At 63.8% G+C, this 23404-nt stretch carries 22 protein-coding genes; 8 read left to right on the top strand and 14 right to left on the bottom strand.

Going from position 1 to position 23404, the window contains the following annotated elements:
• Nucleotides 1-24: 24 nt before the first annotated feature.
• The 4 genes from LRP30_RS19215 to LRP30_RS19200 all read right to left on the bottom strand — a co-directional run bounded on the left by LRP30_RS19215 (nt 25) and on the right by LRP30_RS19200 (nt 3377).
• Entirely contained in the window at nt 25-1341 is a 1317-nt protein-coding gene (locus tag LRP30_RS19215; RefSeq protein WP_128942242.1) for a homoserine dehydrogenase, read from the bottom strand.
• A 28-nt stretch (nt 1342-1369) separates the two neighbouring features.
• Nucleotides 1370-2590, bottom strand: coding sequence for an LL-diaminopimelate aminotransferase (locus tag LRP30_RS19210; protein ID WP_249761369.1), 1221 nt, complete (start codon nt 2588-2590; stop codon nt 1370-1372).
• A gap of 234 nt (nt 2591-2824) precedes the next feature.
• Complete coding sequence (locus tag LRP30_RS19205; RefSeq protein ID WP_249761368.1) at nt 2825-3100, bottom strand: hypothetical protein; 276 nt, start codon at nt 3098-3100, stop codon at nt 2825-2827.
• Between the two features lie 67 nt (nt 3101-3167).
• Nucleotides 3168-3377 (bottom strand): hypothetical protein, encoded by a 210-nt coding sequence (locus tag LRP30_RS19200; RefSeq protein ID WP_128942244.1) that lies wholly within the window; start codon nt 3375-3377, stop codon nt 3168-3170.
• Between LRP30_RS19200 and phaC the strand changes: the two genes are divergently transcribed.
• Nucleotides 3355-5175 carry a class I poly(R)-hydroxyalkanoic acid synthase gene (phaC, locus tag LRP30_RS19195; protein ID WP_249761367.1) on the top strand — a complete coding sequence of 607 codons (1821 nt, stop codon included), beginning with the start codon at nt 3355-3357 and terminating at the stop codon, nt 5173-5175. The two genes, LRP30_RS19200 and phaC, sit on opposite strands and share 23 nt — an antisense overlap.
• 135 nt (nt 5176-5310) lie before the next feature.
• A complete protein-coding gene (locus LRP30_RS19190; protein ID WP_128942246.1) occupies nt 5311-5709 on the top strand; it encodes an MAPEG family protein in 399 nt (132 codons plus the stop codon).
• Between the two features lie 117 nt (nt 5710-5826).
• On the opposite strand, the gene LRP30_RS19185 is transcribed toward LRP30_RS19190, so the two are convergent.
• The 5 genes from LRP30_RS19185 to LRP30_RS19165 form a co-directional block, all read right to left on the bottom strand.
• On the bottom strand, nt 5827-6420 hold the full coding sequence (locus tag LRP30_RS19185; protein WP_128943508.1) for a class I SAM-dependent methyltransferase: 594 nt from the start codon (nt 6418-6420) through the stop codon (nt 5827-5829).
• Nucleotides 6421-6433: 13 nt separating this feature from the next.
• On the bottom strand, nt 6434-7480 hold the full coding sequence (argC, locus tag LRP30_RS19180; protein ID WP_128934075.1) for an N-acetyl-gamma-glutamyl-phosphate reductase: 1047 nt from the start codon (nt 7478-7480) through the stop codon (nt 6434-6436).
• A gap of 100 nt (nt 7481-7580) precedes the next feature.
• Nucleotides 7581-8564 carry an N-acetyl-gamma-glutamyl-phosphate reductase gene (gene argC / locus LRP30_RS19175; RefSeq protein WP_249761366.1) on the bottom strand — a complete coding sequence of 328 codons (984 nt, stop codon included), beginning with the start codon at nt 8562-8564 and terminating at the stop codon, nt 7581-7583.
• A complete protein-coding gene (locus LRP30_RS19170; RefSeq protein WP_249761365.1) occupies nt 8561-9226 on the bottom strand; it encodes an FMN-binding negative transcriptional regulator in 666 nt (221 codons plus the stop codon). Before LRP30_RS19170 ends, argC (LRP30_RS19175) begins: the two co-directional genes overlap by 4 nt.
• 226 nt (nt 9227-9452) lie before the next feature.
• Nucleotides 9453-9983 (bottom strand): DedA family protein, encoded by a 531-nt coding sequence (locus tag LRP30_RS19165; protein WP_128934078.1) that lies wholly within the window; start codon nt 9981-9983, stop codon nt 9453-9455.
• Nucleotides 9984-10256: 273 nt separating this feature from the next.
• Between LRP30_RS19165 and parE the strand changes: the two genes are divergently transcribed.
• From parE to LRP30_RS19145, 4 genes are all read left to right on the top strand, one after another.
• On the top strand, nt 10257-12302 hold the full coding sequence (gene parE / locus LRP30_RS19160; RefSeq protein ID WP_249761364.1) for a DNA topoisomerase IV subunit B: 2046 nt from the start codon (nt 10257-10259) through the stop codon (nt 12300-12302).
• Nucleotides 12303-12756: 454 nt separating this feature from the next.
• On the top strand, nt 12757-13533 hold the full coding sequence (locus LRP30_RS19155; protein WP_128934080.1) for a porin family protein: 777 nt from the start codon (nt 12757-12759) through the stop codon (nt 13531-13533).
• Nucleotides 13534-13851: 318 nt separating this feature from the next.
• Nucleotides 13852-14037 carry a hypothetical protein gene (locus LRP30_RS19150; RefSeq protein WP_091888160.1) on the top strand — a complete coding sequence of 62 codons (186 nt, stop codon included), beginning with the start codon at nt 13852-13854 and terminating at the stop codon, nt 14035-14037.
• A gap of 20 nt (nt 14038-14057) precedes the next feature.
• Nucleotides 14058-14828, top strand: coding sequence for a glucose 1-dehydrogenase (locus LRP30_RS19145; RefSeq protein ID WP_249761363.1), 771 nt, complete (start codon nt 14058-14060; stop codon nt 14826-14828).
• 69 nt (nt 14829-14897) lie between these two features.
• On the opposite strand, the gene LRP30_RS19140 is transcribed toward LRP30_RS19145, so the two are convergent.
• The 5 genes from LRP30_RS19140 to LRP30_RS19120 form a co-directional block, all read right to left on the bottom strand.
• Nucleotides 14898-15716: an outer membrane beta-barrel protein gene (locus tag LRP30_RS19140; RefSeq protein WP_128942253.1), complete on the bottom strand. Its 819-nt coding sequence runs from the start codon at nt 15714-15716 to the stop codon at nt 14898-14900.
• A gap of 319 nt (nt 15717-16035) precedes the next feature.
• The gene (locus tag LRP30_RS19135) at nt 16036-16797 is read right to left on the bottom strand and encodes an outer membrane beta-barrel protein (protein ID WP_249761362.1); all 762 of its coding nucleotides are present in this window, start codon (nt 16795-16797) and stop codon (nt 16036-16038) included.
• A 180-nt stretch (nt 16798-16977) separates the two neighbouring features.
• The gene (locus LRP30_RS19130) at nt 16978-18225 is read right to left on the bottom strand and encodes an FAD-dependent oxidoreductase (protein ID WP_249761361.1); all 1248 of its coding nucleotides are present in this window, start codon (nt 18223-18225) and stop codon (nt 16978-16980) included.
• Between the two features lie 176 nt (nt 18226-18401).
• Nucleotides 18402-18830 (bottom strand): hypothetical protein, encoded by a 429-nt coding sequence (locus tag LRP30_RS19125; protein ID WP_249761360.1) that lies wholly within the window; start codon nt 18828-18830, stop codon nt 18402-18404.
• Nucleotides 18831-18920: 90 nt separating this feature from the next.
• Nucleotides 18921-20435, bottom strand: a complete 1515-nt coding sequence (locus LRP30_RS19120) for a caspase family protein (protein ID WP_249761359.1) — start codon at nt 20433-20435, stop codon at nt 18921-18923.
• A gap of 197 nt (nt 20436-20632) precedes the next feature.
• On the opposite strand from LRP30_RS19120, the gene LRP30_RS19115 reads away from it, so the two are divergent.
• Both LRP30_RS19115 and LRP30_RS19110 read left to right on the top strand, forming a co-directional pair.
• Nucleotides 20633-21532: a helix-turn-helix domain-containing protein gene (locus tag LRP30_RS19115; protein ID WP_249761788.1), complete on the top strand. Its 900-nt coding sequence runs from the start codon at nt 20633-20635 to the stop codon at nt 21530-21532.
• A gap of 298 nt (nt 21533-21830) precedes the next feature.
• Nucleotides 21831-23309 (top strand): DEAD/DEAH box helicase, encoded by a 1479-nt coding sequence (locus LRP30_RS19110; RefSeq protein WP_249761358.1) that lies wholly within the window; start codon nt 21831-21833, stop codon nt 23307-23309.
• The last annotated feature ends 95 nt before the right edge of the window (nt 23310-23404 follow it).

Raw genomic sequence — 23404 nt, 5'->3', positions numbered from 1 at the left:
GGCCTTCCGGGTCCGGATCATGCTCTAGTTCTTCTCGATCCGGATTACCTGCGGCCGTCCGCTGATCACCTTGTCGTGCTGAACGGCGGCGAGCGCGCGGCGCACGGCGTCTTCATGGGTCGCATAGGTGATCAGGATGACCGGCACGGGCACCGCCTTGCCGTCGCTGGGCGCAGCGCCGCCATTGGGATGACGCTGCACGATCGACTCGATCGAAATCTTCTGTTCTGCAAGCCGGGTCGCGATCGCGGCCGCTGTACCCGGGAAATCGCGCGCGAGCAGGCGGATGTAATAACCGCCCTCATGCCGCTCCATCGGCGCCTTCTTGGTGTCGTGCAGTTGCGCAATCGGCCGGCCGAACGGATTGGCGCGGATGCCGCGCGCAACATCGGCGATGTCGGCGACCACGGCGGACGCGGTCGCGGCGCCGCCTGCGCCGGGGCCGACCAGCGTGATCGGCGGAATCCCCTCGCCGTCGATCGTGACTGCATTGGTGACACCCATCACCTGCGCGATCGAGGAGGATTTTGGCACCATGGTCGGATGCACGCGCTGCTCGATGCCCTTGGCGGTGCGAACCGCAACGCCGAGCAGCTTGACGCGGTAACCGAGATCGGCCGCCGCACGGAGATCTTCCGGCGCGATGGATGAGATGCCTTCGACATACACTGCGCTTTGAGCAACTTTTGTGCCGAAAGCGAGGCTGGCGAGAATGGCGAGTTTTTGCGCGGTGTCGTGGCCGTCGACGTCGAAGGACGGATCGGCCTCGGCATAGCCGAGCCGCTGCGCGTCCTTCAGGCATTCGGCAAAGGACAGCCCCTCCTGCTCCATCCGGGTCAGGATGTAGTTGCAGGTGCCGTTGAGGATGCCATAGACGCGGTTGATGCCGGTTCCGGCAAGACCTTCACGTAACGTCTTGATGACAGGGATCGCGGCGCCGACCGCTGCCTCGAAATTCAGCGCGCCGCCGTGCTTTTCAGCCGCCTTGGCGAGCTTGAGGCCGTGCTTGGCGAGCAGCGCCTTGTTGGCGGTGACAACCGACTTGCCGGCATTGAGCGCGGTTTCCACCGCCGACAGCGCGGGATCACCGGCGCCGCCCATCAGCTCGACGAAGCAATCGACCTCGGGATGGGTGGCAAGGGCCATCGGATCCTTCGCCCATTCGACGCCGCGCAGGTCGACGTCGCGCTTCTTCGCCTTCGAGCGCGCGGTGACGGCAACGACGCGGATGCCCCGACCGCTGCGCCCGGTGAGCACGCGCGCCTGCGTTTCGATCAAACGGACGACTTCGGCACCCACGGTGCCAAGCCCCGCTATGCCCACTTTTAGGGGTGCGACCATGATACTTCAGAAAACCTGCAGAAGAGAACTAGCGCCGGTTGGCGAGCGGAACGACGTTGTGCAACGTTTCGATGCCGCTTTCAAGGAAGCGGCGCACGCCGCGCGCGGCCTGCCTGATCCGTTGCTCGTTTTCCACCATGGCGATGCGGACATATCCTTCACCATGCTCGCCGAAGCCGACGCCGGGCGAGACCGCGACGCCGGATTTCTCCACCATCAGGGTCGCGAACTGCATGCTGCCGACACTGCGGAAGGCCTCCGGCAGCGGCACCCAGGCGAACATCGAGGCCTCCGGCGGCGGAATCTCCCAGCCGGCGCGGCCGAACGATTCCACCAACGCGTCGCGGCGCTTGCGGTAGGTGTCGCGCATCTCCTTGATGCAATCGTCGGGGCCATTCAGCGCCGCGGTCGCGGCGACCTGCACCGGCGTGAACGCGCCGTAGTCGAGATAGGATTTGACGCGGGCGAGTGCCGCGATCACGCGCTCATTGCCGACCGCAAAACCCATGCGCCAGCCGGCCATGGAATAGGTCTTCGACATCGAGGTGAATTCGACGGTGACGTCCATCGCGCCGGGCACCTGGAGCACCGAGGGCGGCGGGTTGCTCTCGTCGAAATAGACCTCGGCATAAGCGAGATCGGACAGGATCAGGATCTCGTGCTTCTTCGCGAACGCGACGAGATCCTTGTAGAAGTCGAGGCTCGCGACATAGGCGGTCGGGTTCGAGGGATAGCAGACGACGAGCGCCAGCGGCTTGGGGATCGAATGGATGATCGCCCGCTCCGCCGCCTCGAAGAATTGCGGCGTCGGCTCCGAAGGTACCGAGCGGATCACGCCGCCCGCCATCAAAAAGCCGAAGGCGTGAATCGGATAGCTCGGGTTCGGACAGAGGATGACATCGCCCGGCGCGGTGATGGCCTGCGCCACGTTGGCAAAGCCTTCCTTGGAGCCGAGCGTCGCTACGACCTGGGTGTCGGGGTTGAGCTTCACGCCGAAGCGGCGGTCATAATAGGCGGCCTGAGCCCGGCGCAGCCCCGGGATGCCGCGGGAGGCCGAGTAGCGATCGGTGCGTGGCTTGCCGAGCGTCTCCTTGAGCTTCTCGAGCACATGCGGCGGGGCCGGCAGGTCCGGATTGCCCATGCCGAGGTCGATGATGTCGGCGCCGGCATTCCGCGCGACCGCCTTGGCCCGGTTGACCTGTTCGAACACGTAAGGCGGCAGGCGGCGGATGCGGTAAAATTCTTCCATGGCTCTCTGGGCTCCGGGCAACCGGTCAGGACAGAATCGACAGGCCACAACGGCCGTTCGGAAACGCGCCCAGCCCCTCGCGAAAATTACTCAAAATCAAATACTTAGAGCAATCATCGACAATGGCGACTGAAGTCGTTCGCCCTGACTCTCGGCTGAACTGAGGTCTTTTAGCACGGCAAGACGGGGGCGCCAGCGATTACCTTGCACCGTCTCACTTGCTCACTTGCTTGCTCACTTGGCGTCCTTGGCGGCCACGGCCTGACGATCGCGCGCGGCGGCAAGCTCAGCCTCGATCTTGGCGCGCTGGTCCGGCGGGATGATCGCCTGATCGCGATCCGGCGGCAGATCATGCACCGGAAGATAGCTGCCAGGCTCCTTGGGATGCGCCTGCGCATCCGCGGGCGTCATATCCGCGAGCTGGCTCGAGCAGCCGCCGAGGGCGAGCGCCGCGATCAACAGCGCGCCGCAGATCGGCAGCGTCTTTTGCAGGTCCCACAACGCCAACACTTGGGAAATCCCCTACTCGTCCCAAAGCACGGCCCCGGGCAAACCTTACCCAAGACCGCGCCCAAGCTCAAACCATTGCTGCCCAAATGGTGTAAGCGAGAAAATAGCCCAGCACTACCAAGCCGAGCGGTGCGGCTCGATTGTGACGAAACCAAGAAAATTTGTCGCACTGCAGCACATCTTCGAGAGTGTTTAACGCCAAAGATGCGAGCTTCGCGGTGACGAATACGGAATGAATCGTTACTGTTCTGCGCATGAGTACCGTCACAACCGACACGCCCAAATCCGGCAACACGTTCGAGACGAAGTTCGATGCCGAAGCCTTCGCGATGAATGTCGCGCGGGCGATGGAGAGTGGTGGCAAGGCGCTTGCTGCCTACCTCAAACCACGCGAGAGCGGCGAGGTGCAGGATCGCCCGCCGGCCGAGCTTGCCGAGGTCGTCAAGACCTTCACCTCGGTCGCCGAATACTGGCTGTCGGACACGTCCCGCTCCTCCGATCTCCAGACCAAGCTCGCCAAGGACTATCTCGACCTCTGGGGCTCGGCGGTCCGCCGCATGGCTGGCCAGGACGCCCCGCCCGCGATCGCGCCCTCGCCGCGCGACAAGCGCTTTGCCGATCCGGAATGGAAGTCGAACCAGTTCTTCGATTTCGTGATGCAGCTCTATCTGCTCACGACCAAATGGGCGCAGGAGCTGGTGCGCGACGCCGAAGGGCTCGATCCGCACACCCGCCGCAAGGCCGAGTTCTACGTTCAGCAGGTCACCAACGCGCTGTCGCCATCGAACTTCGTGCTGACCAATCCGGAGGTGTTGCGCGAGACCGTGGCGTCCAGCGGCGAGAACCTCGCGCGCGGCCTCAAGATGCTGGCCGAGGACATCGCGGCCGGCAAGGGCATGCTGAAGATCCGCCAGTCCAATCCGGACAATCTCGTCGTCGGCGTCAACATGGCGACGACGCCGGGCAAGGTGATCTACCAGAACGAAATGATGCAGCTGATCCAGTATTCGCCGACCACGGAGAAGGTGCTGCGCACCCCGCTCCTGATCGTGCCGCCCTGGATCAACAAATTCTACATCCTCGATCTCAAGCCGGAGAAATCCTACATCAAGTGGTGCGTCGACCAGGGCATCACCGTATTCGTGATCTCATGGGTCAATCCCGACAAGCGGCTCGGCAACAAGGGCTGGGAAGACTACATGAAGGAAGGCCCGCTCACGGCGATGGACGTGATCGAGAGGGTCACCGGTGAGATGAAGGTCCACACCGCCGGCTATTGCGTCGGCGGCACGATGCTCGCGACCACGCTCGCCTGGCTCGCCGAGAAACGCCGCCAGCGCGTTGCATCGGCGACGTTCTTCGCGGCCCAGGTCGACTTCACTCATGCCGGCGATCTCCTCGTGTTCGTCGACGAGGAGCAGATCGCGGCGCTCGAGCACGACATGAAGACCGCCGGCGTGCTCGAAGGCTCGAAGATGGCGATGGCCTTCAACATGCTGCGCTCCAACGATCTGATCTGGTCCTACGTCGTCAGCAACTATTTGAAGGGCCAGCAGCCGAGCGCGTTCGACCTGTTGCACTGGAATTCCGATGCGACGCGCATGACCGCGTCGAACCATTCCTATTATTTGCGCAACTGCTATCTGGAGAACCGGCTGTCGACCGGCACGATGGTGCTCGACAACACCCTGCTCGATCTCTCCAAGGTCAAGGTCCCTGTCTACAACCTCGCCACCCGCGAGGACCACATCGCGCCGGCGGAATCGGTGCTGTACGGCTCGCAGTTCTTCGGGGGCCCGGTGAAATATGTGCTGTCGGGCTCCGGCCACATCGCCGGCGTGGTCAATCCGCCGGCCTCGAACAAATATCAGTACTGGACCAACGACAACATCAAGGACGTCAACGTCGCGCAATGGATGAAGGGCGCCGTCGAGCACAAGGGCTCGTGGTGGCCGGACTGGCGGCAATGGCTGGGTGCACTCGATCCGGAGGAGGTCCCGGCGCGCACGGTCGGCAGCGACGCCCTGCCCCCGATCGAAGACGCGCCCGGCAGCTATGTCACGGTCCGCGCATAGCGCATGATCCGGAAAAGTGCGAAGCGGTTTTCCGAAAGCGTCATGCGCAAACAAGGCATCCTTGCCCATGGCGCAATCTAGCGCGCTTTCGTATAGACTCGCTCTCACCACCGTGACGACAGAGGGGACCGGACTATGACGCGCGAATTGTTCTGGCTGACACTGACGGTGATCCTGACCGGTATCCTCTGGATCCCCTACATCATCAACCGCTGCCAGGTCCGCGGTCTTTCCGGGGCCATGGCCAACCCCTCGCGCAGCGACAAGCCGCAAGCCGAATGGGCCACCCGGCTAATGTTCGCGCACGACAACGCGGTCGAGAATCTCGTGATCTTCGCGCCGCTGGTGCTGATCCTGAACGCGATCGACTATTCCACGAAATGGACCGTGCTCGCCTGCGCCATTTATTTCTGGTCGCGCGTCGCACATGTCATCGTCTATGCGATGGGAATCCCGGTGTTCCGCACCCTGGCCTTCACCGTCGGCTTCCTCGCCCAGGCCGTGCTGGCGCTGGCGATCTTCGGGGTGGTTTAAGTTCGCCCGGATGCGGGCTCATGCATAGCGAAGGCATACCTTCTGCACGCGCAGAGCGCCCTTCTCGAATGGATCGCCGCTTAGCTGGCGCCGGCAGCTTTCAAGACTTCCGATGGATCAAGCCACCGGCTTGCGAACGACGAAATTGAGCATGTTGGCTGGCGTTTCATCGAAGCTCTGGATCACGTTGGTGTCGGATGACAGCGTGATCCACGGCCCCGCGCTGGCGTAGGTCGCCTCGAGCCACTCGGGCGACACATAGCTGTAGTAGCGGCCGAGGCTGTCGCGGCCGTCACCCTCACCCATCTTGTAGCTGGCGTAAAACACACCTGACGGCTTGAGCGCGCGATGGATCCGCTTGAGGATTCCGGCGAGCTCGTCGCGCGGGACGTGCAGCAGACAGGCGCTCGCCCAGACGCCGTCATAGGCCTGTTGCGCGTCGAGTTCGTCAAAGCGCATCGCCTCGACGGGATGCCCCAGCCGCTGCGACGCGATCTTCGCCATTTCGGGCGAGCCGTCGGTGGCGCACAGCGAAAAACCTTCCGCCAGCATCACCGCCGCATGATTGCCGGCGCCGCAGCCGAGTTCGAGGATTGCGCCCCCTCGCGGCAGCAAGGCGAGAAAGCCCGGCAGCCGCGTCGACGGCGCTTTCGCCCAGTCCGCATAGGACTGGGCGTTACTCCGATAGAATTGCAGCGTGGTTTCGTCCATGACTACATCCCACTTACGGAAACAGCGCGATCTGCTCCAGGCCCGCAGTCTCGGGGAAGCCGAACATCAGGTTCATGTTCTGGATCGCCTGTCCTGCCGACCCCTTCACCAGATTGTCGAGCACCGAGATCACGATAGCCCGGTTCTTGATGCGGTCCGGGAATACGCCGATCTGCACGTAGTTCGAACCGCGCACGTTCTGGGTCTGTGGCATCACGCCCTTGTTCGCGACATGGACGAACGGCTCGTTGCCGTAGGCCTTCTCCAGCGCTGTTCGCAAATCGTCCGGCGTCGCGCCGTTGAGCTTGACGTAGGACGTACAAAGCTCGCCCCGCGCCATCGGAATGAGATGTGGGGTGAAGTTGACGGTCACAGCGTGGCCAGCGGCAACCCCGATCTCCTGCTCGATCTCGGGCGCATGCCGGTGCGTGCCTACCGAGTAAGGCGACAGCCCCTCACCCACCTCGCTGAACAGCGTGCTCTGTTTCAGCCCGCGGCCGGCGCCGGTGACGCCCGATTTCGCGTCGATCACGAGGTCATCGACGTCGATCAGTTTTGCTTTCGCAAGCGGCACCAGCGCGAGCAGCGCAGCAGTTGGATAGCAGCCGGGACAGGCGACCAGCCGCGCCGACGCGATCTTCTCGCGATAGAATTCGGTGAGACCATAGACCGCTTCGCCTTGTAGTTCGAGCGCCCGGTGCTCATGGCCGTACCATTGCGCATAGGTGTTCTTGTCCCGCAGCCTGAAATCGGCGGACATGTCAAGGACCTTGATTTTGGGATTTGCCTCGAGGACCGCGGCGATGATTTCCTGCGTGGTGCCGTGCGGCAGCCCACAGAACACCGCGTCGAGCTTGCTCCAGTCGACCTTTTCCCATTCCACGAGTTTCGGCAGGTCCAGCATAAAGAAATGAGGAAACACGTCCCCCATCGACTTGCCGGCGTGGGTGTTGGCGGTGAGCGCGACGATCTCGGCATTCGGATGCCGCGCCAACAGGCGCACCGCATCGGCCCCGGTGTAACCAGAGGCGCCGAGAATGCCGATCTTCTTCGAGCTCATCACGCGTACCTTTCAGGCGTCATTCGATTGTCTTGCCGGGGTAGAAAGTTGCAGCGTCGCTTCGTCCACCAGACTGGCCTCGCGAGCAACGCTCGATCAGCTACTCCTCCGGCAGTCCCAGCATCAGGCGCATGTTCTGCACGGCCGCGCCGGATGCGCCCTTGCCGAGATTGTCGAGCCGCGCGACCAGCACCGCCTGGTGATATTTGTCGCTGGCGAAGACGTAGAGCTCGAGCATGTTGGTTTCGTTGAGCGCCTCCGGCTCGAGCCGGCCGCCCTTGGTCGCCTCGTTCTGGAGCGGCATCACCTTGACGTATTTCGAGCCGGTGTAGCGCTTGGCGAGCGCGGCCTGGAGATCGGATCCGCTGGGCTTGCTCGGCAGCGTGTCGAGCTGGAGCGGCACCGAGACCAGCATGCCCTGCCGGTAGTTGCCGACCGAGGGAATGAAGATCGGCCGCCGCGTCAGGTTCGAATAGAGTTGCATCTCCGGCAGGTGCTTGTGCTCGAAGCCGAGGCCGTAGAGCTCGAAGGACGGCGCGCTGCCGTCTTCGAAGCTCGCGATCATCGATTTGCCGCCGCCGGAATAGCCGCTCACCGCATTGACAGTGACGGGATAATCCTGCGGCAGCAGGCCGGCATCGACGATCGGCCGCAATAGCGCGATCGCGCCGGTCGGATAGCAGCCGGGATTGGAGACCTTTTTCGCGGCCTTGATCTTGCCGGCCTGATCCGGCGTCAGCTCGGGGAAGCCATAGGCCCAGTCGGGCGCGACCCGATAGGCGGTGGAGGCGTCCAGCACCTTCGGTGCGGAGGCGCCCATGCTGTCGACGAGAGCGACCGTGTCCCTGGCGGCATCGTCGGGCAGGCAGAGGATGACGAGATCCACCTCCTCCATCAGCGCCTTCTTGGCCGCAGGGTCCTTGCGCTTGTCGTCGGCGATGGTCTTCACCGCGACGTCGCCCTGGAGCTTCAGCCGCTCGTTGATGCCGAGCCCGGTGGTGCCGGAGCCGCCGTCGACGAAGACGGTTGCGGGCTTCTTCGCCGCGCTGGTGGTCGGGGCTTTGGTGGTGTCAGCGAGGCTCATGGCGCGCTCCCTTCGAGCATGTTCGTATCGTTTGCAAAAGCTTGCGGCCGGGCCTGCCGCATCAAATGTGCGATCTGCTTCGCATCGGCATCGCCGGCGCCAAGCGCATTGGCGATCGCCGTATAGTCGGCGTCCGATTTGTGCTGGTTCAGCTTGAAGCTGCCTTCGACCTCCTCAACCGTCATCACCAGACCTACGATCGCCTTCTTCATTGTCTCGAGCCGGCCCGCCGTCATCTTGCCTGATGTCCACGGCTTTTTCGGCAGCAGCCGGGTCTCGAACTTGTCGCTGAGCGTGTCGATCTGCAGCACCAGTTCGTCGTCCGATAGCAGCCGCACCGGCCCGCTCAGATGCACCGACTGGTAGAGCCAGGTCGGCACCTGATCGGGCGAGACGTACCAGTCCGGCGATACATAGGCATCGGGACCATTGACCACGAGCAGCCAGGACGCATCACCGCCCGCAAGCTTTAGCAGCGGATTGTGACGGGCGACATGAAAGGCGGCCTGCGGCGTGCCGTCAGCGGCGTAGGTCAGATAGAACGGCAGCGGGGACGCGACCGGCTTGTGACCATCGAAGGCGCACACGGTGCCGAAGCCGCGCTCCTCGGCGAATTTCAGGCTCGCGGCGCGGTCCTGCTTGAAAAAGGGTGGCGTGTACATCGTGGTCTCCTGCTGGGCCTCCTTGGGAAGCCGCCGGATCAGATCGCGCTGACAGGAGAGAAAATGCCGCGGACCGGATCCAGCGGCAAAGACGATGATCTCAAACGCGATCGACCGCCCAAACCGCTAAAGAGCGGCGGCGGCGACGGGCGAACCGAATGGTCGCAGCGTTGATCATGGCGCGCGGCTATAAGGCCAGATCCGGTTCCCGTCAAGGTTCACGGTCTCAGAGGAGACGCCAGATCCATTCCATCAGCTTCGCGATCACGTCGCCGAACAGCAGCAGCGCCGCGGACCAGACCAGTGCCGAGACGAAATTGGCGATCTGGAAGCTCCAATAAGGCATCTCGAAGATGCCGGCTGCGAGCGGCACCGAGGCGCGCAAGGGGCCGAAAAAGCGGCCGATGAAGATGCTGGGCACGCCCCAGCTCCGCACGAAGACCTCGCCCTTGGGCAGGAGCTCCGGATAGCGCGAGAGTGGCCACATCTGGGCGACGCTCTCCTTGTAGCGGTAGCCGAACCAGTAGGAGACCCAGTCACCCAGCGCCGCGCCAAGGCCGCCAGCGATCCAGACCGGAAAGAAGCTGATGCCGCTCACCCCGATCAGCGCACCAATCCCCACCAGCGCGCCCCAGGCCGGAACCAGCAGCGAGATGAAGGCAAGCGACTCCCCGAAGGCGAGCAGGAACACGATCGGCGCCGCCCAAGCCTGGTGAGCGCGCACGAAGTCGGCCAGGGCGTGCGCAAACTGCTCCATTCCAGATTAGCCTTCCGCCCTGTCTCAAGGTGCTGCTCGATGAAAAGGACTGGTAAGCCAAGGGCTTGTGTGACATCAAGTCACAAAACCCGCCCCAAGGTCGGCCGGGACGTCAAATTGCCGGGAACAGGCGGGTCTGCGGCGTAAAATCGCCGGGATTGGCTCCCAACCACACGGCCCGACAGGCCGAGCTGTAACCTTTCCGAGTCAGAAGTGGCATAGTCGGCCTAATCGATTCGCCGCTCCTGCGGCCCTCAAAACGTATCAAGAAATATGTCCAAGCAGTTGAAAACCAAAGCGAAAGACGATCTGTTCGGCGCCAACGAGCCAAAGTCCCGTGCGTCCGCCGCCAAGACGGCCTCGCGGGGCAGCGGGGAAGCCGATTATACGGCGGCCGACATCGAGGTGCTTGAAGGCCTGGAACCGGTGCGGCGCCGACCCGGCATGTATATCGGCGGCACCGATGAGAAAGCGCTGCATCACCTCTTCGCCGAAGTCATCGACAACTCCATGGACGAGGCGCTGGCCGGGCACGCGACCTTCATCGAGGTCGATCTGAGCGCGGACGGGTTCCTGACCGTGACCGACAACGGACGCGGCATCCCGATCGATCCGCATCCGAAATTCCCGAAGAAGTCGGCGCTCGAAGTCATCATGTGCACGCTGCATTCGGGTGGCAAATTCGACTCCAAGGTCTACGAGACCTCGGGCGGTCTGCACGGCGTCGGCATCTCCGTGGTGAACGCCCTCTCCTCGCGCCTCGAGGTCGAGGTCGCGCGCAGCCAAAAGCTCTACCGCATGACGTTCGAGCGCGGGCACCCCAAGGGCAGGCTCGAGGATCTCGGCAAGGTCAACAACCGCCGCGGCACGCGCGTGCGCTTCAAGCCCGATACCGACATTTTCGGCGCCAAGGCCTCGTTCAAGCCGCAGCGCCTGTTCAAGATGACGCGCTCGAAGGCGTATCTGTTCGGCGGCGTCGAAATCCGCTGGAACTGCGCGCCCGAGTTGCTCAAGGGCGTCGAGGACGTGCCGGCGGAGGCGACGTTCCACTTCCCCGGCGGTCTCAAGGACTATCTCGCTGCGGCGATCCACGCCGACACGCTGGTGCATCCCGACATCTTCTCCGGCAAGTCCGGCCGTAACGGTGCCCATGGCGCCTGCGAATGGGCGGTGGCATGGACCGCCGATGCCGACGGTTTTCTCTCCTCCTACACCAACACCGTGCCGACGCCCGATGGAGGCACACATGAATCGGGTTTGCGCAGCGCGCTGCTGCGCGGCCTGAAGGATCACGCCGAGCGCGTCGGTCAGGGCAAGCGCGCCGCGTCCGTCACCTCCGAAGACGTGATGGTCGGCGCCGCCGTGATGCTCTCGGTGTTCGTGCGCGAGCCTGAATTCCAGGGCCAGACCAAGGACCGCCTCGCCACGGCAGAAGCGCAGCGCATCGTCGAACAGGCGATGAAGGATCCGTTCGACCATTGGCTGTCCGGCAATCCGAACATGGCCAACAGGCTGCTCGACTTCGTGATCGATCGCGCCGAGGAGCGGTTGCGCCGGCGCCAGGAAAAGGAGACTGCGCGCAAGAGTGCGGGCAAGAAGCTGCGTCTGCCTGGCAAGCTCGCCGACTGCACCGATGCCGGCACCGAAGGCTCCGAGCTCTTCATCGTCGAGGGCGACTCGGCCGGCGGTAGCGCCAAGCAGGCGCGCGATCGCAAGACCCAGGCCGTGCTGCCGTTGCGCGGCAAGATCCTCAACGTCGCCTCCGCCGGCAAGGACAAGCTGACGGCCAACGCCCAGCTCTCCGATCTCGTGCAGGCGATCGGCTGCGGCCAGCTCTTGCATTATCGCGAAGAGGATTTGCGCTACCAGCGCATCATCATCATGACCGACGCCGACGTCGACGGCGCGCATATCGCTTCGCTGCTGATCACTTTCTTCTACCGGCAGATGCCGCGGCTGATCGACGAAGGGCACCTCTTCCTCGCGGTGCCGCCGCTCTACAAGCTGACCCACGGCACCAAATCGGTTTATGCCCGCGACGACAAGCACAAGGAAGAGCTGATCAAGAGCGCATTCAACGCCAACGCCAAGGTCGAGGTGAACCGCTTCAAGGGCCTCGGCGAGATGATGCCGGCGCAGCTCAAGGAAACCACCATGGATCCGAGCAAGCGAACGCTGCTCAAGGTGGTGCTGCTTGCCGACGATCGCGACACCACGGCGGATTCGGTGGAACGCTTGATGGGCACCAAGGCCGAGGCGCGCTTCGCGTTCATCTCGGACAAGGCCGAGTTTGCCAGCGAGGAACTGCTGGACGTCTGACCCGCCAGCCTCACGCTGCCGCGTCCCATCAAGAGCCCCGGTTTGACCGCCGGGGCCCTTTCGCTTGTGAGGACGACACTGCCTCCCCGACAACCTTACCGGTGGTCCGCCAGGACGCGGCTGATTCCCACCCTTCGCACTGCGACTCGGCCAACGACTCACGGGAACCAAAGCTGAGGCAGGATTGCCTCCATTCCGCACGAAGCCGATTTCGTTAACGAGAGGTTGCCAGACTCCAAGTTTACATCACCAGCATCCAACTCCTTGATAGAATGTAGTTATTTTATGAAATAGCCCTCACAAATCAGATCTCTGCCGATCGGCGTTTTCCGGCGAGTGTGCCTGCCCAGCAACAGCATTTCGGCCGGAAACGTCTATAGTCCGGGTATCAGATCACACGAACTTACAGCGCGCTCGCGCCGGCTACGACAGACCAAGGGTTGGGGATTTTAACATGAAGAAGACTTTGCTCGCTCTGACCGCGGTTGCGGCAATGACCGGTTCGGCCTCGGCCGCTGACCTTGCTGCCCGTCCCTACGTGAAGGCTCCGGTGCCCGCGCCGGTCGCCAACTGGACCGGCTTCTACATCTTCGGTGGCGCCGGCGGCGGCGTCTGGGATGCGGACTCCCACACCAACTTCGTTGGCGTTCCCGTGACGATCGATCAGCGTGTTGGTGGCGATGGCTGGTTTGGAACGGTCGGTGCCGGCTACGACTGGCAGTTCTCCGGCACTTGGGTGGCTGGCGTGTTCGCCGATGGTCAGTTCGGCAGCCTGCGCGGCAGCATCAACGATGAGTTTGCTGCGCTGACCGGCCGCATCAAGATGCAGGACGCTTGGGCCGCGGGTGTTCGCCTCGGCTATCTGGTTGCTCCGAACGTTCTCTCCTACGTCAATGGCGGTTACACTGGATCGCACTGGTCGGGCGCTGGCTTGACGAATCTCGCCGGGACGGCTTCGGGCTTCCACACCGACTCGTTCAACCGCAATGGCTGGTTCGTCGGCGGTGGCGTCGAAAACAATCTGAACATTTTTGGCATCACGGCGCCGGGCTGGTTCATGAAGACCGAATATCGTGCTGCCTACTACGATCGTAAGGACATTGCCGTCCGCACCGACGTCGGCAACGTCGTGACCACCGACTCCATCAGCTTCAAGCCCTTGGTGCAGACCATCAGCACCTCGCTGGTCTACCGCTTCAACTGGACCGGTCCGGTCGTCGCGAAGTACTGATCTGACCTCCCGTTCAGACGTCAAAGCCCCGGCATCGTCCGGGGCTTTTTCGTTGTGGGCCTGTCAACGGCCGACGCACGCCTCAGTGAGGTGTATGCATCGACGAGGCCGCGCTTCCACCACCGCCGATCGGCATCCCTGATCGCCTTCGGCTCGAGTGCTTGTCCAGAAGCATAGCCTCCCCCTCGCACGCCGGCTTGTCCCGGCGCTGCCATTGTATCCGAACCGAAGCTACGGTTAGTGTGCGCTCAAGCCTTCGCGGCGGCGGCGATCCTTCGTCGCCGTGTCGCGACAGAAGCGGACCGATGGGAGGAATGCATGCGCAGATTTCTGCTGATCGCAGGCCTGTTTGCGACTGCCGTCGGGCTGCTCTGGATCGGACAGGGCACGGGCACGCTTGCCTGGCCGCGATCGAGCTTCATGGTCAACCAGCTGCAATGGGCCGGCTATGGCGCAGCCATGGCCGGCTTCGGGCTGGTGCTGATCTGGCAAAGCAACCAATAGAAGAAACCAAGGAAAAAAGCATGACATCCAGCCGGTTCGATCTTCGCGGCAAGGTCGCTGTCGTAACAGGAGGCAATGGCGGCATCGGGCTCGGCATGGCCCGCGGCCTTGCCGACGCCGGCGCCGACATCGCCGTGGTCGGACGCAACGAAGCCAAGTCCGCCGCCGCCGTGGCCGATCTCAGCCAGCGTGGCGTGAAGGCAATCGCCATCACCACCGACGTGACTGACAAGGCCGCCGTCGCGGCCATGGTCGACCGCGTCGTCAGGGAGCTCGGCCGCATCGACGTCCTCATCAACAATGCCGGGATGAGCATCCGCAAGCCGCCGCACGAGCTCGAGCTCGACGAGTGGAATAAGGTGATCGACACCAACCTCACCAGCGCCTTCGTGAGCTCGAAGCTGGCCTATCCGGCGCTGAAGGCATCCGGCAACGGCAAGGTGATCAATATCGGTTCGATGATGTCGATCTTCGGCGCGAGCTTCGCCACCGCCTATGCGGCGAGCAAGGGCGGCATCGTGCAGTACACCCGCGCCTGCGCCAACGCCTGGGCGCCCGACAACATCCAGGTCAACGCCATCTTGCCTGGCTGGATCGACACCGACCTCACCCGCGGCGCGCGGCAGCAAGTCTCGGGGCTGCACGAGCGCGTGCTGGCGCGCACGCCTGCGGGACGTTGGGGCGACATCGACGACTTCGCCGGCATCGCCGTATTCCTTGCCTCGCCCGCCTCGAACTTCGTCACGGGCACCGCGATTCCCGTCGACGGCGGCTTCTCGGTGATGGCCTGATACGCTGGAGCTCATCGAAAAAGCCCCAGCGTGAGAGCTGGGGCTTTTGATGCAGTCCACGCGAAGAGATCAGTATCTCGCGACCACCGGTCCGCCGAAGCGGTAATTCACGCCCACGCGAACGGCATCAACGACATGATTGAAGCGGTACGTCGCGGACTCGGCCGGGAAATTCACAGGGTCGAACATGGTCACATTCGAACGGCCAAGATCGACATGCAGATATTCGCCCCGCACCGTCCAGTTGGGCGCGAAGCCCCATTCGACGCCGGCGCCGGCAGCCCATCCGATCCGCGTGCTGCTGTCGCTGCCGAAAAAGCTACCCGCAGCGGCGGGCGTAAAGACATTGCTGATGTTTGTCCTGACGCCACCATAGGCAAGACCGCCTGTCGCGTAGAACAACGCCGGACCGGCCGTAACGCCGACACGGCCGCGGAGAGTCCCGAACCAGTCGATGTGATCCCGACCGGTCGAAACGCTCGGAAATACCGCCCCGCCCGGGAAGATGATGGTTGAGGTGCGACCGATATCCGCTCCCTGAATGTCGGCTTCCACACCAACCAGCCAGTTGGCCATCTGCCAATTGTAACCAACCTGGCCACCGCCAAATCCGCCTTCATGCTTGGCACCGAAGAAGGTCGGCGTGCCTCCGGCGGCAATCGCGCCTGCGAAGCCCGGAGTAGACGCCACCAGGCTTCCGGTAGACGAAGCGTCAAATGCCCAGCCGCCATTCACGCCAGCATACCAGCCGGTCCAGTTGTAGACCGGTGCTGGAGCCGGCAAAGCCGGCCTTGCCTTCACAGCCATATCAGCCGCAGAGGCAGCGCCCACGCTGGCAAGTGACAGGAGCGAAGCGGTGGTAAATGCCCACCCGAAAAATCGTCTCATGACCCAATCCCCAATGCATAGAAACAATTGGTCATGAACGTAGCGAAAAAGCGGGGCGCGGCCAGATGGAAAAGCCGTCGGATATGGACACGCATTCACTTTTCACGCGCAAGTTGCACGTGGGCCACACCAATATGTAAGATGTGCTTCCCTAATGTAGTGGGATACGCATCATAATTCTGATGTCGGAATAGCTTTGAGCGGCTCGCTTCACGCCGTGTCGTTCGCGTGAATCGTAAATAAGAGAAGCCCCGGGCTCGGTACCCGGGGCTCTTGAGTTTGGCAGTGATTTTTTTGTATGTCCTTGGTCGTTCGTTGCTCAGTAGCGACCGATGACCGGCGCGTCGAACTTGTAGCTCGCGCGCACGACGGCCCACTGGATGTCACGCGGCTTGGCATCGAAGGTGTAATTGCCTGCCGTGCCGCCGAGCTGATAGGTCTGGCTGCCGAAGGCCGCGTAGTTGTATTCGAGGCCGACGATCCAGTTGCGGGTGATGCCGTATTCCCAGCCGGCGCCGACGGTCCAGCCATTGGCCCAGTGAGTCTGTCCGCCCGTACCCGCTACGACCGGGTCGGTGACCGAGAGCCGGTTGTTGACCCCCGCATAGCCGCCCTTGATGTAGAAGAGGTTGTTCTGCACGGCAAAGCCGGCACGACCGACGACCGTCGCCAGCACATTGGCCCGCCAGGAGAACACGTCGTTCGCCGGGGGGAACGCGGTGTTCACGACCGTACCCTTGTTGTCGAGGCCGGAGATCGTGCCTTCCATGCCGAACACAAAGTTGTTGGCCTGCCAGTTGTAGCCGATCTGCGCGCCCCCCATGACGCCCGAGTTGCGTTGACGATAGCCTTCTCCCGGTAGCAAATCGCCGAACGCCGCGCCGGTCCCGTTGTTGATGAACTGCTCGTTGGTCCATGCGCCACCGATGTGGCCGCCGACATAGAAGCCGGTCCAGTTGAACAGCGGCTCGACATAGGCGGGCGCCTTCGTGTAGCGCGCAGCGAGATCGGCGGCGGAAGCCGCGCCGGTCGAAACCAGAGCCGTCGTGCAGGCGAAGGCGGCAATCAATTTATTACGCATGGTACACCCCGTGTCCTTTGATGGCCGCACGGTCACAGACGGCTCTTACTAAAATTGAAATCAACACGGTTAACGTGACAAGATCGACACGCGGTGGCCCGAGAATCCGTTTGTGCTGTTGCACGTGCGCAACGCGCCGCGCGCGCTTTAACGCAGCGTTATCCCTAGCGATGTCTTGCGCTAAGCTGTCGGCGCGGCCTTCGACTGCACGTGCTCGGGCCGAACGCCGAGCGCAAGCAGACGCGCCGGAATGCCCTGGAGCCAGGGCAGCGCGGTGATGAGGCGCAAGATCAAGGGCACCTTCAGCGGCCGATCGCCCGGCTGCAAGGCGCCGCTGATGATGTTGTTCTGCATGATGACCTGCATTCGCTGCGTCATCTTCACCGGGAACTCGCGCCGGCGTCGCACCGCATCGAGCTCGTTCTCCAATGGACAACCGTGCTGCATCTTGTCAGCCAGCAGGTTTGCGGTCGCGACCGCGTCCTGCACGGCGAGATTGACGCCGACGCCGCCGACTGGCGACATCGCGTGCGCGGCATCGCCGATGAGAAGCAGGCCTGGCAATGTCCAGCGCGTCAGGCGGTTGATCGCGACGGTGAGCAGCTTGATGTCGTCAAAGCTCTTCACTTCAGCGATGCCGGATCGAAGGATCGGCGCCATGCGCACGACGTCGTCGAGCAGCGCCTGCAGTCCCCTCGCCTTCACCGCATCAAATTGCCCCTTGGCGATGACATAGGCGCATTGCCAATAATCGCCGCGGTCGAAGGTGATCATCATCTTGCCGGGCTCGATCCGCGCGAACACACTCTCCGTCTCGTCCGGTCTGCGGCCAGCGCGGAACCACAGCACGTCCATTGGCGCGCCGATCTCCTCGACCTTAAGGCCGGCGCGCTCGCGCACCGTCGAATGCCGGCCGTCGCAGGCAATGGTGAGATCGGCCGCGATGTCGATGATGCCCTCGGGCGTGTTCGCCCGCACGCCGGTCACCGTCTCACCGCGGCGGATCAGATCGACGGCCTCCGTGCTCATCATCACCTTGAGCGAGGTAAAGCGCTTGCCGGCCTCGCGCAGAAAATTCAGGAAGTCCCATTGCGGCATGAAGGCGATGAAGGGGTACTTGGTATGAAGCCGGCTGAGATCGGCGACGCGCACCGGCGTGCCGCCGAACAGGCCATCCATCTTCTGCAAGCGCTGATGCGGTAGCTTCAGGAAGCCGTCGATCAGGCCGAGCTCGTCCATCACCTGAAGCGTCGAGGGATGCACGGTGTCGCCGCGGAAGTCGCGGAAGAAATCCGCATGCTTCTCCAGCACCACGACGTCGATGCCGGCGCGGCCCAGGAGATAGCCCAGCATCATGCCCGCTGGGCCGCCGCCGACGATGCAGCAGCGGACTTTCATGGTCCGGTTTTGTTGTTGATCGGAGGTCATTGCCGCCGCGATCCGCGATGTGAGTATCGATCAAGCTATGCCGGACGATACTAGCGCGATTCAGGCCGAAGGCAGTCTCAATTTGCAGGGAAAGGCCCAACGCGGTTTCCAGCAGCAAACAAGCGTCCGACAAGAAAGGCCTGCAGAACGCGGGCCTCTCCTGAAACGAAATCTGACTATTTCTGGTCCTCGTTGCTGGTCCCGGTGCCCGGACTGCCGATCGGCAACCCGTTGGGTGCGTGACCGACGCCCATGTTTCGCTCGGCTTGCGCTGCTGCCGGCGTCTTGGCATTCGCGGTCGGGGGCTGAACATTCGGATTGGGTTGGCCGATGTTGGTGTTGATGTTGGCCCCCGTGGTGGCGTCATGCGTTCCCATCCCTGAGGGAGCCGACAGCCCAGAGTTGGCGCTGCTGGATGATGAGCCCGCTCCGACACCCGAGTTGGCCGCAGATCCCGCGCTGGCGCCGCCGGTACCTGTGCCGGCCGCTGCGCCTGCACCCGCACCTGCGCCTCCGCTGCCTCCGGCACCACCGCCGCCTTGGGCAAAGGCCGCCGTCGAAAGTGCCGCACAAGCGATCGTCACGAGGATGGATTTGCGGATCATGAATCGTCTCCCTGGTTTGACAGACAATCCAAGTCAGGTCAGCAGGAGTTGTTCCGTCTTCTGCTCATCGCGCCGCGGCCGACGAAGACCTCAATTATTGCTACGGTTCGCGCTGCGAAAGCTCTTGATCTCCGAGACGCTGCCGTCGCGATAGGTCAGCTCCACCGAGACGAACTGCGTAGCCGGGGTGAGTTTCATGTAGAGCGGCATGCCGGCGCTGATCGCGCTGGGATCGCGCATGTCGCAAGCGGGCATCTTCAGCACCTGGTTGGGCACAGCGGTATCGATGCCGATGCGCACCTCGCGGATGGCGCAGCGGTAGGACACGAGGTGGGTGTAGTAGACCAGCAGCCCATTGAACTCGCGGAACGACAGCCAGCTCGTCGAGGTCATGTCGAGGATCTTGCGCTGGTCGCGGATCAGCGCGGCCTCGGGATCGAACCTGATCGGGAACGGCCCCTGCATCTCGCCGGACTGATCGACATAACGGACCTCGATGGTGCCGGCTTGCGCGCCCGACGGCAATTCGATCGACGGGTTCGGCATCCGCTTGCGCGTGCGCGGATCGAGCGTGTCGATGAAACCGGTCTCGCGGAAATCGCCCTTGCCGGCCATGCGCCAGGAAATGCCGAGCGTCGGGTCGGCGAAGGAGAACACCACGCTCCAGCCGCCATTGTGCCGCGAGAAGCTCGCGATCGGCGCGTTGGTGGTCTCCTCCTTCGGCAGGCGCGGCACCGACACCGGCGGCAGCGCCGCGAGCTTCTGCGGCGGCGGATCGTCCGCGCGCGCGGCGGCATCCTTGGCGAGGCCGCTGAGGAACACGTCGTCGACCATCTGGTCGAAATAGACCGGCACCTGCTTGTGCTTCACGGTATCGGCCATCTCACTGACGGCACGGCGGGTGCGCTGCGCCACCTGCACGAGGTTCTCGCCAGGCTTGAGCAGCTCCCTGGCGAAGGTGCGCGTGAACACCGAATTGGGATTGGCGTCGTCGTTGGAGAGGCGATCGAGCGCGGTCTGGCGGGGACCTGCCGAAAACACCGAGAACACGCCTTCCGGCAGTTGCGTCATCGGCGCGAGCCCGCCGCCGCCGGCGACCGCGCGGGTTCCTTTGCGCTCGAACGGATTGTTGCGGCAAGCGTCGAACACCAGGATCGAGGTCCGCGCCTTCTTGTTCTGAAGGCGCTCGACGATGCGGTCGGCCAGGATGGAGGCATCGCGCACGAGCTCTTCCTGCCCTTCCGTCGCCGCCGGAACGTCGGTCGGCAGCAGATAGTTCTGGCCGGCGATCTCGAAACCGTGGCCGGCATAGAAGAAGAACGCGGTGTCGCCGGGCTCGATCGCCCTGTCGAAGGCGAGCAGCGTCTCGGAGAATTGCTGCCGGTTCTGGTTCTCGGCGAGCATCACCGAGAAGCCGAGCTGCTTCAGCGTATCGCCCATGGTGCGGGCGTCGTTGACCGCCTTGAGCAGCCTCGGCACGTTGCTGTAGTCGTTATTGCCGATGACGAGCGCGACGCGCTTTTCGGCATGCGCGGGAAGCGCGAGGCCGCTCAGGCCCACTGCCAGGCCAAGTGCCACCAGAATTCTGAAAAGCCGACGCGTCATTGAAATATTCCCGCTGCAGAACGGCCCCACGCCGGTCCCCTCGAACGGTCGTTCATGGCAAACCCGGCCGTTGATGTGATAGTCGGCCCAGCCATATCGACGGTTCAAGGGCCTTGGTCCCCGATTCCATCATCGGCCCTATGGCAGATTCCGTCGGAATCTGCTTTTTCTTGGGCATTCCGTTGAAGGGGGCTGCCGTGTATCGCTGGTGCACCGACGAGGTCGAGCCGCACGACCGCTTCGACTATTGGCGCGAGGTGCGCGCCAAGGGATTGTTCGGCGTCACCGCCGAGCTCGCGCGCGAACGCCGCGCCGACTTCTTCGGCGAATTCTCGCTGCGCCAGCTTGGCGGCGCCGGCCTCGTCGAGCTGAAGGCCTCACCCTACACCGTCGAGCGCAGTGCATCCGACATCGCCTCCGCGCCGGGCGACGCTATCTGCGTCTACCAGCAGCTCGGCAGCGGCGGTTGGTTCGGCGGCATGCGCGGCAGCGACTTCGCGATCGCAAACGGCAGCTTCGCCACCAGCCATACCGACCTGCCCTATCGCACCGCGCCGCTGGGCGCAGGCGGCTTCCATTTGCGGATCCTGAAGATCCCGGTGAGCAGCATCCCGGCCCAGGACAAACGCTTGCGCGAGCTTGCACCGCGGACCTTTGACGATCCCACCCTGGCGCCGCTGCTCGGCGCCTGCTTCGCCGATCTCGGTGAGGCCGCGGCGGATGGCGGCGCTGCCGATGCGACCTCTCTGGTCCAGGCACTCGCCCATCTGGCGCTGATCGAGCGCGGCATCCTGCGGCCCGGCAGCCGCCGCGGACAGGCCGCGCTGCGGACCGCCCGCCACTCGCAGGCCCGGCGCCTGATCGCGCGCCACCTGCACATGCTGTTCGAGACGGCGGAGAAGAGCTTCTCGCAGACCGTGACCGATGAGCGCCTGAAACAAAGCCGCCGCCTGATGCGCGAGGCCCCGGAGCGGCTGATCGCCGACATCGCGACCTCCTGCGGCTTCGAGAGCCTGGCAACCTACTACCGCGTGTTCAACGCCGCCTATGGCATGGCCCCTGGCGACTTCCGGGCCCAGGATCGGGAGGGGCATTAGCCGCCGTTTGCCGGCTCCGCCAAGCCCGCTGGGTTCGGCGGAAAACCTCAACCGCGCCCGCTATTTGGGCAAAAACCTCAGGTTTTTTAGGGTCTTCCCGCGCCCGCTCCATTGACTTTGGCGGATTCCCGCCTATGTTCCGGGGCGACGCGGCTCAGATCGAAGACCGATTCCCGAGCTTGGCGCTTTGTTCGCGTGAGTCAGCACCCCCAGCTTCTTTGAGAGCGCGCCGTTTCGGGGTGGAACGCGACAGCCTTATTACCCTCGATTCCGAACGGCGGTTTCGACCAGAGGCTCAATGTCCTTTTCAAATCTCGGACTGTCCGAAAAAGTCCTCGCCGCAGTGGCGGCCACCGGTTACACCAACCCCACCCCCATTCAGGAACAGGCGATCCCCCACGTCCTCGCACGCAAGGACGTGCTCGGCATCGCCCAGACCGGCACCGGCAAGACCGCGGCCTTCGTGCTGCCGATGCTCACCATCCTCGAAAAGGGCCGAGCCCGGGCGCGCATGCCGCGCACGCTGATCCTCGAGCCGACCCGCGAGCTCGCGGCGCAAGTGAAGGAAAACTTCGACCGTTACGGCGCCGGCCAGAAACTCAACGTCGCGCTTCTGATCGGCGGCGTCTCGTTCGGCGATCAGGATGCCAAGCTGATGCGCGGCGTCGACGTGCTGATCGCAACGCCGGGCCGCCTGCTCGACCACACCGAGCGCGGCGGCCTCCTGCTCACCGGCGTCGAGCTGCTCGTCATCGACGAAGCCGACCGCATGCTGGACATGGGCTTCATCCCCGACATCGAGCGCATCTGCAAGCTCGTCCCCTTCACGCGGCAGACGCTGTTCTTCACCGCGACCATGCCGCCCGAGATCCGGCGCATCACCGAGGCCTTCCTGCACAATCCGCAGAAGGTCGAAGTCTCCCGGCCCGCCACCACCGCCGTGACTGTCACCCAGGCCCAGGTGCCTGCCGGACGCGAGGCGCACGAGAAGCGCGAGCTGCTCCGCCGCCTTCTGCGCGAGGCCAAGGACCTCAAGAACGCGATCATCTTCTGCAATCGCAAGCGTGAAGTCGCCATCGTTCACAAATCGCTTCAGAAGCACGGCTTCAGCGTCGGCGCCCTGCACGGCGACATGGACCAGCCGGCCCGCATGGCCGCGCTGGATCAGTTCCGCAAGGGCGAGCTGCCGCTGCTGGTGGCCTCCGACGTCGCCGCCCGCGGCCTCGACATTCCCGAGGTCAGCCACGTCTTCAATTTCGACGTTCCCCATCACGCCGACGACTACGTTCACCGCATCGGCCGCACCGGCCGCGCCGGCCGCACCGGCACCGCGATCTCGATCGTGACGCCGCTCGACCAGAAATCGATGGCGGCGATCGAGAAGCTGATCGGCCAGAGCATTCCGCGCGCCGAGGGCGACTACGAAGTCCACGCTGAGGTCGTCGACGGGACCGAGCGTCCGCGCGAGCAGCGCGGCCGTGAACGTTCACGCGGCGGACGCGGCAAGCCGCAGCGCGGCGAGCGGCGCGGTCACGACCGTGAGCGCAGCCACGAGCCGCGCGAGGCGCGACAGCCGTCCGAAGCAAGGCATCGTCCCGAAGAGAAGCGCGGATCCGAGCCGCGTCACGGTGCACGTCCGCAGGCCAATGCGTCGCACGTGCCGTCGATCGGCCGTCCCGAGCCGCGCCGGCAGCGCGAGGTCGACACCGAGCCGGGCGATCACTCACACCTGCCGGCATTTCTGCTGCGGCCGGTCCGCTCCCCCGCCGGCGCCTGAAGCGCGGACGCGCTCCAGGTTTCGGTTGCAAAAATACTGCTCCACACTTTTTTAGACGGTTCGTGAACGTATATTTACGGGGCGTTCACGATCGT

Origin of the sequence: Bradyrhizobium sp. C-145 (assembly GCF_023375135.1) — a bacterium.
In the GTDB taxonomy this organism is placed as follows: Bacteria; Pseudomonadota; Alphaproteobacteria; order Rhizobiales; family Xanthobacteraceae; genus Bradyrhizobium; species Bradyrhizobium zhanjiangense.
This window is presented reverse-complemented; position numbering and strand designations above follow the sequence as displayed.